This is a genomic window from Kosakonia sp. SMBL-WEM22 (assembly GCF_014490785.1).
GTDB lineage: Bacteria > Pseudomonadota > Gammaproteobacteria > Enterobacterales > Enterobacteriaceae > Kosakonia.
In genome coordinates this window covers 2,340,432-2,355,260 of sequence record NZ_CP051488.1, presented here as the reverse complement: position 1 = coordinate 2,355,260, position 14,829 = coordinate 2,340,432, and the positions used below count along the sequence as shown (strand labels likewise).

General features: G+C 57.4%; 12 protein-coding genes and 1 pseudogene. 3 read left to right on the top strand and 10 right to left on the bottom strand.

Translation table 11 applies throughout. The features are described from left to right. Nucleotides 1-5 precede the first annotated feature (5 nt). The 10 genes and pseudogenes from HF650_RS11220 to HF650_RS11170 form a co-directional block, all read right to left on the bottom strand. Nucleotides 6-533: a shikimate kinase gene (locus tag HF650_RS11220; RefSeq protein WP_187802433.1), complete on the bottom strand. Its 528-nt coding sequence runs from the start codon at nucleotides 531-533 to the stop codon at nucleotides 6-8. A 3-nt stretch (nucleotides 534-536) separates the two neighbouring features. Continuing rightward, nucleotides 537-1,550, bottom strand: a complete 1,014-nt coding sequence (locus HF650_RS11215; protein ID WP_187802432.1) for a LacI family DNA-binding transcriptional regulator — start codon at nucleotides 1,548-1,550, stop codon at nucleotides 537-539. A 283-nt stretch (nucleotides 1,551-1,833) separates the two neighbouring features. Beyond that, nucleotides 1,834-2,727 (bottom strand): ABC transporter substrate-binding protein, encoded by an 894-nt coding sequence (locus tag HF650_RS11210; RefSeq protein ID WP_187802431.1) that lies wholly within the window; start codon nucleotides 2,725-2,727, stop codon nucleotides 1,834-1,836. Between the two features lie 9 nt (nucleotides 2,728-2,736). Beyond that, nucleotides 2,737-3,510, bottom strand: a complete 774-nt coding sequence (locus HF650_RS11205) for an amino acid ABC transporter ATP-binding protein (protein WP_187802430.1) — start codon at nucleotides 3,508-3,510, stop codon at nucleotides 2,737-2,739. After that, nucleotides 3,494-4,417 (bottom strand): amino acid ABC transporter permease, encoded by a 924-nt coding sequence (locus HF650_RS11200; RefSeq protein ID WP_187802429.1) that lies wholly within the window; start codon nucleotides 4,415-4,417, stop codon nucleotides 3,494-3,496. The genes HF650_RS11205 and HF650_RS11200 overlap by 17 nt, the downstream gene beginning before the upstream one ends. A gap of 9 nt (nucleotides 4,418-4,426) precedes the next feature. Then, the gene (locus tag HF650_RS11195; RefSeq protein WP_187802428.1) at nucleotides 4,427-4,936 is read right to left on the bottom strand and encodes a GNAT family N-acetyltransferase; all 510 of its coding nucleotides are present in this window, start codon (nucleotides 4,934-4,936) and stop codon (nucleotides 4,427-4,429) included. Nucleotides 4,937-4,946: 10 nt separating this feature from the next. Next, nucleotides 4,947-7,210: pseudogene (locus tag HF650_RS25260) on the bottom strand (NtaA/DmoA family FMN-dependent monooxygenase). 64 nt (nucleotides 7,211-7,274) lie between these two features. Then, nucleotides 7,275-8,396 (bottom strand): amidohydrolase, encoded by a 1,122-nt coding sequence (locus HF650_RS11180; protein WP_187802425.1) that lies wholly within the window; start codon nucleotides 8,394-8,396, stop codon nucleotides 7,275-7,277. Next, nucleotides 8,393-9,409, bottom strand: coding sequence for an MsnO8 family LLM class oxidoreductase (locus HF650_RS11175; protein ID WP_187802424.1), 1,017 nt, complete (start codon nucleotides 9,407-9,409; stop codon nucleotides 8,393-8,395). The genes HF650_RS11180 and HF650_RS11175 overlap by 4 nt, the downstream gene beginning before the upstream one ends. A gap of 14 nt (nucleotides 9,410-9,423) precedes the next feature. Beyond that, nucleotides 9,424-9,636: a hypothetical protein gene (locus HF650_RS11170; RefSeq protein ID WP_187802423.1), complete on the bottom strand. Its 213-nt coding sequence runs from the start codon at nucleotides 9,634-9,636 to the stop codon at nucleotides 9,424-9,426. Between the two features lie 234 nt (nucleotides 9,637-9,870). On the opposite strand from HF650_RS11170, the gene ansP reads away from it, so the two are divergent. From ansP to HF650_RS11155, 3 genes are all read left to right on the top strand, one after another. Further along, nucleotides 9,871-11,334, top strand: a complete 1,464-nt coding sequence (gene ansP / locus HF650_RS11165; protein WP_187802422.1) for an L-asparagine permease — start codon at nucleotides 9,871-9,873, stop codon at nucleotides 11,332-11,334. Between the two features lie 313 nt (nucleotides 11,335-11,647). Next, entirely contained in the window at nucleotides 11,648-12,886 is a 1,239-nt protein-coding gene (locus HF650_RS11160; protein ID WP_187802421.1) for an EAL domain-containing protein, read from the top strand. 246 nt (nucleotides 12,887-13,132) lie between these two features. Then, entirely contained in the window at nucleotides 13,133-14,698 is a 1,566-nt protein-coding gene (locus HF650_RS11155; protein WP_187802420.1) for a methyl-accepting chemotaxis protein, read from the top strand. The last annotated feature ends 131 nt before the right edge of the window (nucleotides 14,699-14,829 follow it).

Here is a 14,829-nt window from a genome sequence, read left to right as displayed (position 1 = left end):
TAAGCTTAGGTCAGAGTGGCGAGAAATTCGTCGGCCTGCTGTGGCGAAGTCAGACGCACAAAGCGCAGGTGCTGGTAGCGCGGATCGGCCATATCACGCGCGTAACGCTCGCGGTTGCTGCGCCAGGTCTTGATCGTCCAGAGAATGATCGATTCGCGGCTTAAAAAGGAGCGGCGAAAGCTTTCGCAGTTTCCGGTGCCGGGCCACAGCTCCTGTTTGTGCCGCGAGCGCTTTATCGCCCGCAATACCGCCTGGCGCAGGGTGCGCCAGAAGCCGTAATCGATCCAGATAATCAGATCGACGTTACGCCATTTGATGTCACGGCTGCGGTTATAGTTGCCGTCCAGCACCCAGCCCGGCTGTTGCAAGATCTGCTCAAGTTTCGCATAGAGCTCTTCGTCCGGCGTCCCCTGCCAGTTGGGCCGCCAGTAGAGGGTATCCATATCGATATAAGGCACGTTAAGCTGGCGCGCCAGCCGCTTACCCAGCGTCGATTTGCCGCTGCCGCTGGTGCCAATAATGTTGATTCTCATCTTTTATGCCGATTCCCGCTCAGTCAGGTGAAAGCCAATATCGATAATCTGCTCGCCGTCGCTGCGTCCCTCGATGCGATTAGCCAGCAGTGTCGCCGCTCGCGCGCCGATAGCGTAACGATCAAGAGCAACTGTGGTGATGGCGGGCACATTTGCTGCGGCAAAGTCGAGATCGCCAAAGCCGCTTACAGCCACATCCTGCGGCACGCGCAGCCCGCGCGCCTGAAGTTCGCTAATTGCCCCCTGCGCGAGCGTGTCGGAGCCACAGATAATCACATCCAGCTCGGCGGTTTCCAGCAGTTGCGCCGCCCCGGCCCGGCCATCAGCAACGCGGGCAGGCTGTTGCGACTCAACACAAGGCGCCTCGGTGATACCGTGACGTACCAGCCCTTCGTACACCCCATTTTTACGCTGCGCGGCCGTTCTCTCTGTCGTCCATACCAGCCCCGGACGCCGGTAGCCTTTACTGAGTAGATACTCTGCCATTGCCTGGCCCGCTTTCTCATGGGAGAAGCCGACCAGCATATCGATAGGGGTCGGCGTGATATCCCACGTTTCCACCACCGGCAAGTTGGCGTTGAAGATCATTTTTTTCAGGTCATTAGCGTGGTGAATGCCGGAGAACACAATGCCGTCCGGTCGGCGCGACATCAGGGTCGACACCAACTCGGTTTCCCTTTGCGGCGTGTAACCGGCGCTGCAGAGCAGCATTTGATAACCGCGCTGTGCGAAACTCTCTTCCATTGCCTGAAGCGTATCGGCAAACAGCGGATCGTTGATGTGCGGTACCAGCACCGCAACCAGCTTGCTGCGCCGTGAGGCCAGCCCGCCGGCCAGCGCGTTGGGAATGTAGCCCGTCGCTTTCACCGCCGCGAGCACCTTTTTCACGGTTTCCGGTCGTACCTGGTCCGGCGTGTTAAGTGCCCGACTGACGGTCATCGAGGAGAGTCCCGCCGCGCGGGCAACATCATCCAGCGTCGGCGCGCGGGAGATAACAGCACGAGAGGGTCTTGCCATCTTCACTCACAGAGCCCGCAGAGGCGTTAGCAGTACTACGTTATATCTTGTAGTATAACCATAACTCCAATCAATACCTCTGTTCACTTTTAAATCAGTGTATTACCTCACCATTTTGCTTAAAAAATGTTAGCGCTAACATTAACAAACGCTCTGTTTATCGCTGTGCTGTTACCCTCCTGAAGGATTTTTTTCCGCTGACCAAATTTTACAAAGTTGTATAAGTTTACTGCACTAAACAGCCAGCATATCGCTGGCGAAAGCATGTTAGCGCTATCATTTTTTACCAGTTCACGCCCGGCGGATTGACCTGCGAAGTGTCAACGCCTTCGCCCTGCTCACCCCAGCGGGCCAGCACCTGTTGATACTCGCCGCGCGCAATTGCGCCGTTGATTGCCGCCTGCAACGCCAGCACCAGACCAGTGCCTTTTTTGCTGGTGGTCGCCACCCAGGTTTTCTTCGGCCCCAGCCCGACCACTTTTGTTTTGCCATTCAGCGCCGCTTTATAGGCCGCAACCGACTGCGGGCCAAACACCACGTCCGCGCGCCCGGACTGAATATACAAATTCCCGGAGGCGTCATCCGTCAGGTAAACCGGTTTTGCCGCCTCGCGCCCGGCGGCGCGGTTCTCCTCATTCCAGCGGAGCAAAATCCGCTCCTGATTGGTGCCGGAGCCAACAATCACCCTGCGCCCGGCCAGGTCGGCTGGGCCGCTAATCGCCTTTATCGGGCTGGTCGCTTTCACTGAAAAGGCGAGTGAATCGGCGCGATAGGTGGCGAAGTCAAACTTCTGCTTGCGCGCCTCGGTAACGGCGATATTGACCAGCGCCACATCGTAGCGCCCGGAGGTGATGCCAAGCGGCCACTCTTCCCAGGCGGTCGGTACCAGTTTCAGCTTGAGACCGAGACTGCTCGCCAGCAGCCTGGCGATATCCGGGTCGCTGCCAATACGCGTGCGGTTATCGCTCGCCAGCAAAGCCAGCGGCGGCGAGTTAAGCGCGGAGATGGCAACCGTCAGCGTGCCCGGCTCGACAAAACGGTAATTGGCCGGGATTTTGGCGATCGCCGCCTCATCCCGTTTAACCATAATCGGCTGTTCGTTGGCGCGCAGATCGATCTGCCCGGCGACAACCGGGCCTGCGCTGAACAACAACAGCGCCAGTGATACCTGTTTCATACGCACTCCTTACAGCACTTTCGAGAGAAACTGGCGCGTGCGGGGATGCTGCGGCTGGTTCAGCACCACCTCACTACTCCCCTGCTCCACAATTTTGCCGTCGACCATAAACACCACCTGGTCGGCGACTTCGCGGGCGAAACCGATCTCATGGGTCACCACCACCAGCGTCGATCCGCCCCGCGCCAGCTTTTTGATCACATCCAGCACCTCGCCCACCAGTTCGGGATCGAGCGCGGAGGTCGGCTCATCGAACAGCATCACGCGCGGGCGCAGCGAGAGCGCACGGGCAATAGCGATGCGCTGCTGCTGGCCGCCGGAGAGATGACGCGACCAGGCATCGGCTTTGTTACGCAGCCCGACCACATCCAGCAGTTCGAAAGCCTGCTCGATCGCCGCTTTACGGCTCAGTTTTTTATGGGCAATCGGTGCTTCAATCAGATTCTCCAGCACCGTCAGGTGCGGAAAGAGATTGAAGTTCTGAAACACGTAGCCGACGTTGACGCGCTGGCGCAGGATCTCCTTCTCTTTCAGCTCGTAGAGTTTGTCCCCCTGCTGGCGGTAGCCGATGTACTCGCCGTCGATACGGATAAAGCCCTCGTCGACGCGCTCAAGGTGATTAATGGTGCGCAGCAGCGTCGATTTTCCCGAGCCGGAGGGGCCGAGGATCACCGTCACCGTGCCGGGCGGGATCTCCAGCGACACGTTATCCAGCGCTTTATGGCGGCCAAAATATTTGCTGACGCCGCTAATCGAGATATGGCCTTCAGGAGAGATGGGCATGAGCAGGCTCCGTGGCGTGGTTGGTGTGCGTTGTCGCCGCTACACGGTAAACGGACGGATTGATAGCCGAACGGCGTTCACTGCGCGCCAGCCAGCGTTCAACCAGATACTGGATCGCCGACAGCACACTGGTGATCACCAGATACCAGGCGGCACCGACCATCAGCAGCGGGATCACCTCCTGGGTGCGGTTGTAGATCATCTGGATGGTGTAGAAAAGCTCCGGCATCGCCAGCACGTAAACCATTGCCGTGCCTTTGGCGAGGCTGATAATTTCGTTGAACCCTGAGGGCAAAATGGTACGCAGCGCCTGCGGCAAAATAATACGCACCGTGCGCCGCCAGGCGGGAAGCCCGAGCGCAGCAGCGGCTTCATACTGTCCGTGATCGACGCCCAGAAAACCGCCGCGAATAATCTCGGCGGTATAAGCGCTCTGCACCAGCGTCAGCCCAACCACCGCCGTGGCGAACTGGCCAAGCACATTAATGGTTTCATAACGCGCCCACTCAATACCGGTAAAGGGGATGCCGATGGCGAGCGAGTCATAGAGGTAGGAGAAGTTATACAAAATGATCAGCACCACAATCAGCGGCAGCGAGCGAAACAGCCAGATATAGCCCCAGGCGAGGCTGCTCAGCAGCCACGACGAGGAGAGCCTCGCCAGCGCCAGCAGCCCGCCGAGCATGACGCTCAATACCGTGCCGACCAACGTCAGCAGCAGCGTTTGCCCTAACCCTTCGAGGATCACCGGGTCGAAAAACCAGCGGGCAAAGACGCTCCACTCCCAGCGCGGATTGAACGCAACGGACTGGATCACCGCCGCCAGCACAAACAGCGCGACGATGGCACCCACGGTGCGCAGCGGGTAGCGGGCCGGCACCACTTTGATCGTTTCGGTACTTTTCATGGTCGCTCCTCAGGCAGTTTTGCTCAGACGGGCCGACGACAGCACTTTGCTGAAGCGCAGCCGGCCATCAAACGGCGGCAGGCTGTACTCTTCTGCATCGCGCGTCAGGTCGAAGTGTGGCTGGTAGCCCTGGCTCAGGTAGAGCCGCACCGCCTCAGGCTGGCGAAAACCGGTAGTCAGGTAGATCTGGCTGTAACCGGCAAGCTCGGCACGGCGCTCCAGCTCCTGCACCACGCGTGCCGCCAGCCCCTGCTGGCGCAGCGCGGCGTCGGTCCAGATGCGTTTGATTTCGGCGGTGCGCCGATCAAACGGTTTATAAGCGCCAGTGGCGATAATCTTTCCCTCGCGCTCCAGCACGATAAACAGCCCCTGCGGCGGGAGATACCACTCGGTCAACTCCACCTCAGCGTCGCGGGAAAAGTAGTCACCGTAGCGGGCGGCATACTCGGCAAACAGCCCAGCGAGGATCGGTTGCAGCTCGTCGGCATCGGGCGAGAGATCGCGGAAACGTTCGTTCATCTTCTGCTCCTTAATCGCCAAGGCCTGGCGGGTTGATCTCAGATTGCGCGATACGCTCTACCCCTTCACCCCAGCGGTTGAGCACCTTGTCGTAATCGCCGCTCGCCATCGCGCCATTCAGGGCACTCTGCACCGCCGGTGCCAGCCCGTTGCCTTTACGCAACGTCACGGCAATATGCGCCGCTTTTGGCCAGCCGCCGTCGACACTACCCACCAACCGGGTTTTGCCGGTCAGCGCCGCTTTCCAGGCACCAATGACATTGGGGCCAAAGAAGGCATCCGCGCGCCCCGATTGCAGTGCCAGCGTCTGCGCGGCGTCATCTTTGGTGTAGACCGGGGTAAAGGGTTTCAGCCCCTTCTTCAGGTTTTCCGCGTTCCAGGCCAGCAGGATCGCCTCCTGATTGGTGCCGGAGCCAACAATGATGCGCAGCCCGGCGATATCCGCCGCCTGCTGGATCTGTTTAATGGGGCTGGCGGTTTTGACATAAAAACCGAGGGAGTCTTTGCGATAGGTAGCGAAATCAAACTTCGCTTTGCGCGCCTGGGTGACGGTGATATTGCTGATCGCGGCATCATATTTGCCGGAGGCCACGCCCAGCGGCCAGTCCTCCCAGGAGGTCGGCACCACATTCAGTTCAAGCCCGAGGCTGTCCGCCACCAGCCGGGCGATATCCACTTCGCTGCCGAGCAGGGTTTTGTTATCGGCGGCAAATACCGTCAGTGGCGGCGAGTTAAGCGCTGCAACCGCGACGGTGAATTTACCCGGCTGCACAAAGCGGTACCCTTGCGGTAACTGGCTTATCGCCTGCGGGTTTTTCGCTGTATGAATCGGCGTGGAATTGGCCTCAAGGCTAACGCCGGTGCCGTTGATGGTCACCTCGCTGGCCTGCGCCAGCGGCGACAATGCCAGCGTGGCCGCCAGTAAAAGGGTGCGTGTCTGCATAGCGTTCTCTTCTTCTATTGTGTTGACCGGGGGTGTACGGGCAGCGCCAGGCCTAAACTTTCGCGCAGGGTTGTGCCGGGGTAGTCGGTGCGGAACAGACCGCGCGCTTGCAGGATTGGCACCACTTTTTCGACGAAGCGCGGGAAAGTATCCGGCGTGCCGCCCTGGATAATGAACCCGTCGGCGGCGCGACTCTCAAACCACTGCTGCAAGCCGTCGGCCACTTGTTCAGCGGTGCCGGAAAAACGCGGGCGCGGCGAGGCGCTCTCCAGCGCTACCTGGCGCAGCGTCAGCTGGCGTTCGCGGGCATTGCGCTTGATCTCATCGGTGGTGCTGCGAAAGCTGTTCTGCCCTAAATCCCCAATCTCCGGGAAGGGTTCATCGAGCGGGTACTGGCTAAAGTCGTGGTGCTCGAAGTAGCGCCCGAGGTAGTTGAGCGCATCAGTAATGGAGACCAGCGCGGCGGTGGTTTGATACTGCTGCTCGGCATCCGCTTCGCTGTCGCCGACAATTACACTGACGCCCTGGAAAATGTGCAGCTCGTCGTGATGCCGCCCGTGCCCTTCCAGCTGCTGTTTCACGTCGCGGTAGAAGGCCTGCGCCTCGGCCAGCGTTTCATGGTGGGTAAAAATGGCATCGGCATGGCGTGCCGCCAGTTTTTTGCCATCTTCCGAGGCGCCGGCCTGGAAAATAATCGGCCTCCCCTGCGGCGTGCGACCAATATTTAACGGCCCTGCGACCTGGAAAAAGTCGCCGTGGTGGTTAAGGGTGTGCAGCTTTGCCGGATCGAAAAATTGCCCGCTCGCTTTATCACGAATAAAGGCGTCCTCCTCCCAGGAGTCCCACAACCCTTTCACCACATCGAGATACTCATCGGCAATGCGGTAACGCAGAGCGTGATCGGGGTGTTCTTCGCGGGAGAAATTTTTTGCCGAGCCCTCCAGCGGTGAGGTGACGACGTTCCAGCCTGCCCGGCCATGGCTCAGGTGATCGAGACTGGCGAACTGCCGTGCCGCGGTAAAGGGTTCGCTGTACGAGGTTGAGAGCGTGCCCACCAGGCCAAGATGGCGGGTGACACTTGCCAGCGCCGACAACACCGTCAGCGGTTCAAAGCGATTTAAGAAGTGCGGGATCGATTTTTCGTTGATATATAAGCCGTCAGCGACAAACAAGAAATCGAGTTTCCCCTGCTCCGCGATCCGCGCCGTCTCCTGCACAAAGTCAAAATTGATACTGGCGTCGGCGACCGCCGCAGGGTGTCGCCAGGCGGACATATTTCCCGATGCGCCATGCAAGATGGTGCCAAGCCGCAATTGTCGTGCTGTAGACATACTCCCTCCGGAATTCAGGCAACAGGTGGCCCGGAGCCAGCGCCCCAGGTTATTAAAAGGTTGGTTAAAGGTGCTGTAAGGCTTCCTCTGCCAGGCGGGCAAAGTAGCGCGCCGCCTCATCAATCAGCCCTTCATCAGGATTGAACGCGGGGTGATGCAGGCCGTACGGGCTGTCGCTGCCGATACTGACAAACGCGCCGGGTATCTGCTGCAGATAGAAAGCGAAATCCTCACCACCCATGTGCAGGTCTGCCTCTGCGGTGCGGTATCCCTGCTCGTCGGCGACCTCGCGGGCAAAATCCGCCCACTGCGGGTGATTGACCAGTGCCTCCGGGCCGTCAAACCAGGTCACGGCGATAGTGGCATCAAAAGCCTGCGCCAGCCCGGCGGCGATCGCCTCAACGCGTTTTTTTACCTGTGCGCGAATAGCCGCATCGTGGGTACGCAGGGTTCCCTCCAGTTCGACATGCTCCGGCAGCACGTTCCAGGTATTGCCGCCCTGAATACGCGTCACGCTTAACACCACCGATTCGAGGGTGTTGACGTTGCGGCTGGCGATACTCTGCAGCGCCACAACCAGCTGGCTGGCGAGCAGAATGGCGTCGTTGCCCTCATGCGGCCGCGCCGCGTGCGCCCCTTTGCCGCTTACCTTCAGACTGAAGCGATCGACATTGGCGTAAAAGGCACCACCGCGGGTGGCAAATGCGCCGACCGGCAGGCCCGGCTCGTTGTGCATGCCGAAAATCGCGCTCACATTCTCGAGCGCCCCGGCCTTAATCAGCCGTTTCGCGCCGCCAAAACTCTCTTCCGCGGGCTGAAACAGGATGCGTACCCTGCCGGTCAGCTCCGCTTCCCGCTCTTTTAATAGCAGCGCCGCGCCGAGCATCACGCTGCTATGAATATCGTGGCCGCAGGCGTGCATCACACCGGGGTTGCGCGAGGCAAACGGCGAGTCGACCGCCTCCTCAATCGGTAACGCGTCGATATCGGCACGCAGCGCAATCACCTTATCGCCGCTTCCGACTTCCGCCACCACTCCGGTCGGCAGTTCCAGCGGCAACAGGCGCAGCCCGGCATGCTCCAGCCAGTGGCGAATGCGCCGCGTGGTTTCAATCTCCTGGAGAGAAAGCTCGGGATGCTGGTGCAGCTCCCGCCGCCACGCAATCAACTGTTCGGTAAAACTCATCCCGTCACCTCCTGTAGGGTTTGCGTCTGCACGACCGCCTGCGCCAACAGCAGGAGCGAGGTTAAACGCGCGCGTCCTTCTGCTACCGGCGTGTCGATAATAAATTCGTTAATGCCAAACTGCTGATGCAACGCATCCAGCCCGGCCCGCACCGTCTCTGGCGTACCGGCAAGGATTGCACTTTCGCGCCGCGCAATGCGCACAGCTGGGCTGCCCGCCTGACGGGCAAAAGCCTGCCCCTGCGCCTCACTCGCCACGCTCACTTTTTGCCCGTTCGCCAGTTCAACGCCCCACACTTCCACCTGCTGCGCCAGCGCGTCTGCCCGCGCCTGGGTTTCGGCCACAATCACCTGTACAGCGACCAGCGTGTCGCGGCGGCTTTGCTGCTGCCATGCCGTGACAACGTCACGCAGGAGTGCCTTATCCCCGTTCAAATGTGCGGCGTAGACAAAGTTCCAGTCGAGAGAGGCGGCAAGCGTTGCGCTCTCAAGGCTCGCACCGAGCAGGAAACGCTCCGCCGGGATCGCCGCCAGCGGCGTCGCCAGTAAAGATTCATCCGCGCTGTCGTCCGGAGTCAGCGACAACCAGTTGTCCAGCTGCGCCAGCTGATCGGCAAAACGCCCCTTCTCTTCGGGATTCACCCCCTGCTGCAAAGCGCGGGTTGAGTGCGGTAAGCCGCCCGGCGCTTTACCCACGCCCAGATCGACGCGCCCCGGGGCGAGGTTTGCCAGCAGGTTAAAATTTTCCGCCACTTTGTAGGGGCTGTAGTGTTGCAGCATCACGCCGCCGGAGCCGACACGGATACGCCGCGTCTGGCCAAGTATCCAGGCAATTAATAGCTCCGGAGACGGGCTTGCCAGCTGTGAGGTGTTGTGGTGTTCGGCTATCCAGAAGCGATGATAACCCCAGTTTTCCGCCTGCTGCGCCAGTTGCAGCGTGCGCAGGAGCGCGTCCTGCGCGGTCTCATGTTCCGCGATGGGGCTTTTATCCAGCAAACTCAGTCGGTAAGACATGGTACGCTCTCGTGTCAGAGAAGATGAGCCAATACTGGCGCGCGCCGAATCTGCCGTGAAACAATTAATTTACATTTGGTAAGCAAAAAATTTGCAAAGCCAGCGTAGCCAGGCGCTAAAGCCATTAGCTGGCGAAATAAATAAAGCTGAATAGCGGTGCGGGCTGGGTAAAACACCGTTTTATGGTTGTGGTTTTTTCTGTTGCATTTTTCGCCATCTTGAATCATTTCCTCTGCTTGATGGAGTTGACTTCACAATTTCGACTAATAGTGTGCTGTTTACGGCTGGGTATGTTTTGCGTCAGTAAACGATTGCGGTTACGATGCTGCGCCATGTTTTCCCTTATCCATACACAGAAACAATGGAAAGAGAGAACGTGTAGCCGACGGTGCAAATCGTGTGGTTTTTGTGCTGCGGCTTGAGACATTCCGCAAGGTCAGACAGGTCAACAGGGTAATGCAATGAAAACAGAGAACAACAACACCACGGAGCATCACGCGGCAAAACGTCGCTGGCTGAACTCTCATGAAGAGGGCTACAGCCAGGCGATGGGTAACCGCCATGTACAAATGATCGCCATCGGCGGCGCAATAGGTACCGGTCTCTTCCTCGGTGCCGGCGCGCGTCTGCAAATGGCCGGGCCATCGCTGGCTATCGTCTATCTCGTTTGCGGTATCTTCTCATTCTTTATTCTGCGTGCGCTGGGCGAACTGGTACTGCACCGCCCTTCCAGCGGCAGCTTCGTCTCTTACGCCCGTGAGTTCCTCGGTGAAAAAGCCGCCTACGTCGCCGGCTGGATGTACTTCATCAACTGGGCAATGACCGGCATTGTCGATATCACCGCCGTTGCGCTTTACATGCACTACTGGGGCGCCTTTGGCGACGTGCCGCAATGGGTCTTCGCCCTCGGCGCGCTGGCGATTGTCGGCACCATGAACATGATCGGCGTGAAGTGGTTCGCCGAGATGGAGTTTTGGTTTGCGCTGCTGAAAGTGCTGGCGATTGTGCTTTTCCTGGTGGTCGGAACGGTTTTCCTCGGCACCGGCAAGCCGCTGGACGGAAATAGTACCGGCTTCCATCTGATTACCGACAACGGCGGCTTCTTCCCCCACGGCATGATGGCCGCGCTGGTGCTGGTGCAGGGCGTGGTCTTTGCCTTTGCCTCTATTGAGCTGGTCGGTACTGCTGCCGGCGAATGTAAAGAGCCGCAGACCATGGTGCCAAAAGCGATCAACAGCGTGATCTGGCGTATCGGCCTGTTCTACGTTGGCTCGGTTGTGCTGCTGGTGCTGCTGCTGCCGTGGAATGCTTACCAGGCTGGGCAAAGCCCGTTCGTCACCTTCTTCTCGAAACTTGGCGTGCCCTACATTGGCGATATTATGAATATCGTGGTGTTGACCGCCGCACTCTCCAGCCTTAACTCCGGCCTCTACAGCACCGGGCGTATCCTGCGCTCAATGTCGATGGGCGGTTCCGCACCGAAGTTTATGTCGAAGATGAGCCGTCAGCAGGTACCGTATGCCGGTATTCTGGCGACAATCTGCGTCTATATTGTGGGTGTGTTCCTGAACTACCTCGTACCGTCGCAGGTGTTTGAGATTGTGCTTAACGTCGCGTCGCTGGGGATTATCGCTTCCTGGGGCTTTATCGTGGTGTGCCAGATGCGCCTGCGCAAAGCAATCCGCGAAGGCAAAGCAGCCGATGTCAGCTTTAAGATGCCGGGCGCACCGGTAACCTCCTGGCTGACGCTGCTGTTCCTGCTCAGCGTGCTGGTGCTGATGGCGTTTGATTATCCGAACGGCACCTTCACCATCGGTTCCATTCCGCTGATCGCCGTTCTGCTGGTTGCTGGCTGGTTTGGCGTGCGTAAGCGCGTCAACGAAGTGCATGCCACCGCGCCGGGTGAACAGACGCCGCGTACCTGATCCCGCACCATTGGCGCTGCGCCATGCCGGACAGTGAAGTTGACTGTCTCGCAGGCGCAGCGCCTGTTTTATCCCTGCCTCGCTGTCCCTTTCCTGCATAATTGCCGTTTTTTACAGCGCCATGCTGCTACTTTGAGCGGTTACGCTTAAGAATATCCTCATTACCTGTACACTTACCGCTTTGCTGTCCTATATTTTTAGCGCTAAAGGTCACTTTTTTAGTACCAGACGCACGCTTCCGCTATTCAGGGCGTGTTATAAGCTTATATATTTGTAATATTTATACAAAAGTACACGGTGTACGGGGTGGTGAATGTTTTCTTTTGTGGCCAGACAGGCGATCTTTGATAACCAACTGAACACCGTCGGTTACGAATTGCTGTTTCGCAATAGCATGGATAACCGTTTTCCGGAGATCTCTGCCGAGCAAGCCACGACCCAGCTGATCGAAGAGCAGTTTCTCAGCGCGCCTGTCGGGCGTAAAAACGATCTGACGACGGTCTATGTCAATTTCCCCTACCAGTTACTGATTGAAGGCCTTGCCGAAACGCTGCCTAAAAACCGCGTAGTGATCGAAGTCCTCGAAGATGCGCAGCCGGACAAGCAACTGCTGGAGACAGTAAAACGTCTGCAGAACCTCGGCTTTCGCGTCGCCCTCGACGATTTCGCGCCTGGCAACCAGTGGGACGCTTTCCTGCCTTATATTGATGTGATTAAGTTCGATATCAGACGAAGCTCGCTCGAAGAGATTGACGCCTGGGTCAATGCCAACCGCGATGCATTGCGCCACGCGGTGCTGCTGGCGGAAAAAGTGGAAACCTATGAGGAGTTTGAAGCCTATAAAAAACTGGGTTTTCGCCTCTTCCAGGGCTATTTCTTCAGCAAACCGGTGGTCTCAAAGCGCAATAAACTGGTGCAGAATCGCGCCTTTGCGCTGCGGTTGATGCAGGAAGTGAACGTTGAGTCGCCGAATTTAAACCGCATTGAAGAGTTGTTGAAACGGGATGTCTCCCTGTCGTTTAAGATCATGCGCTACGCGCAGAACATCTTATATAACACCCGCGGGATTAGCGGCTTTCGTAACCAGTCCTTACGCGACATTGTCGTTTACCTTGGTATTAATGAGATGCGCCGTTTCGTGCTGGTCGCCTGTCTTACCTCTTTTGAAAACGTCACCAATACCGAAATTTACTATCTGAGCCTGATCCGCGCCAAGTTCTGTGAGCTGGTGGCGGCGCGTACCTCAAGTAACAACGTCGCCAACGACGCTTTTCTGGTGGGGCTCTTCTCCCTGCTGGATGTAATCCTCGGCCTGCCGCTTGAAGAGCTGATGGAGCAGATCTCCGTTTCGCCAGATGTGGCGACGGCGCTGGAGAAAGAGAGCGGCGAACTCTACCCCTACGTTCAACTGGCACGCGTGTATGAACAACGCTTGTGGGATGAAGCCAGCGCGATTGCCCGCAATATTGGCCTGCCTTACTCAGCGGTGTCGGAATTAATGACGCAAGCGACAAAGTGGGCAGATGAATTGCCTTTGAGCCTTAAAGGCTAATTATTCGCACACGGCTGGCGTGCGCGTAGAATAGCTTTGCGCTTTAAGTGAAATATTATTTCAATAAATTAACATCTCACCTTTACATTAATTAACACATCTCTTTTCCTTAAATGCAATTCCTCTTGCCGTGAGATATTCCTCAAAATATCAGCGCGATATGTGATGCCGATCTGGTTTTAACCTCAATCTTTTTATGGTTTATGCCGTTATTACTCATACCACTCTTTTTAAAAAACCAGGATCATGAAAAAAATTGCGCACGCGACTGTATTAACGAAACTGCTCGTTGGTTTCTCTATTCTTATTGTGATGATGTTAATTGTTGGTGTTGTCTCTATTTATCAACTCCACGCCAGCAAACAACAAATTGATAAATTTCGTCAGGAGCGTATGCCAGGCATTCGCTACACCCTCGAGATGCGCGGTGTACTCGCGGAGATGCGCCTGCAACAGGTGCAGTACATCGCCTCGACAACCCCCGAGTCTCTCGATCAACATCGCAGGGAGCTGCTGCAAAATCAGGAGACATTTCTCAATGCCCAGCGGCAGTACGCAAAAATCTCTGCCGGTGCGCCGCCAGAGATGAACGCGCTGTTTGTTACGGTGGTCGATAACTTCAAAAACTTTATCGACGTTAACGCGAAGGTGATTGAGGCGATGAATCACGGTGACGCGGCAGAGGCAGCAAAAATTAGCGGCGCGGTATCGGCGAAATACCGGACGCAGCTAATGAAAGATCTGGCCACGCTGGTCGATATGGAGGTGGCTATCGGCGATCGTATGGGTGAAACGACGCAGAATAACTATAACCAGGCGCTTTATCTGCTGGTCGGCTTACTGCTGCTGGCGCTGATCGCCACAGGCGTGAGCGCCCTCTTTATCTCGCGCAGCCTGGCGCATCAACTGGGCGGCGAACCGGCTTACGCTATGTCAATTATGCAGGCGGTGGCCTCCGGCAAACTGGAGACGGCGGTCGATTTACGTGAAGGTGACAGCAATAGTCTGCTGGCGACAATTAAATATATGAACAGCCAGCTGGCGGAGATTATCCGCGGCATTATTGAGGGCAGTGAATCTATCTCCCATGCCGCCAGCGAGATCGCCGAGGGTAACAATGATTTATCGCAGCGCACCGAGGAGCAGGCGGCCTCGCTGGTGCAGACCTCATCGAACATGCAGCAGATCACGGAAAACGTGAAGAGTAATGCGGAGAACGCCCGCAAAGCGAGCGAGCTGGCACGCCAGACATCCGCCACCGCGGTTAAAGGCGGCAAAGAGGTGAATGACATGCTGACGCGCATGCATGAGATCTCTGACAGCTCGCAGAAGATTGTCGACATTATTTCGGTGATTGAGGGTATCGCGTTCCAGACCAATATTCTGGCGCTCAACGCCGCCGTAGAAGCCGCGCGTGCTGGTGAACAAGGTAAAGGGTTTGCGGTGGTGGCAGGCGAGGTACGTAACCTGGCGCAAAAGAGCGCCGATGCGGCAAAAGAGATTAAGCAGTTAATTGAGGGAACGGTGGAGAAAATCACCGATGGGTCACGTTTTGCCGATACCGCCAGTCGTGCAATGGAGGAGATTGTCATGTCGGTAAACAAAGTGACGGATATTGTTGCCGATATTTCTGCCGCTTCTACCGAACAGCACCGGGGCATTAAGGAGATCAGCGTCGCCATCGATCAGATGGATCAGGTAACCCAGCAGAATGCCACGCTGGTGGAACAAGCAGCAGTGGCCGCCCAGTCAATGACTGAACAGAGCGAGGGGCTGCGCAACTCGGTGCGCTTTTTCCAGCTGGCGCGTTAATGGGCGGAGAACACGTCACCCCGGCTTATTAAGCCGGGGTGTGTTGCCGGATGGCGCTCGCGCTTATCCGGCCTACGAAACCCACACCGGTTCTGCATTGGTACGGGCCTGTGTTGTCGGATGGCGCTGCG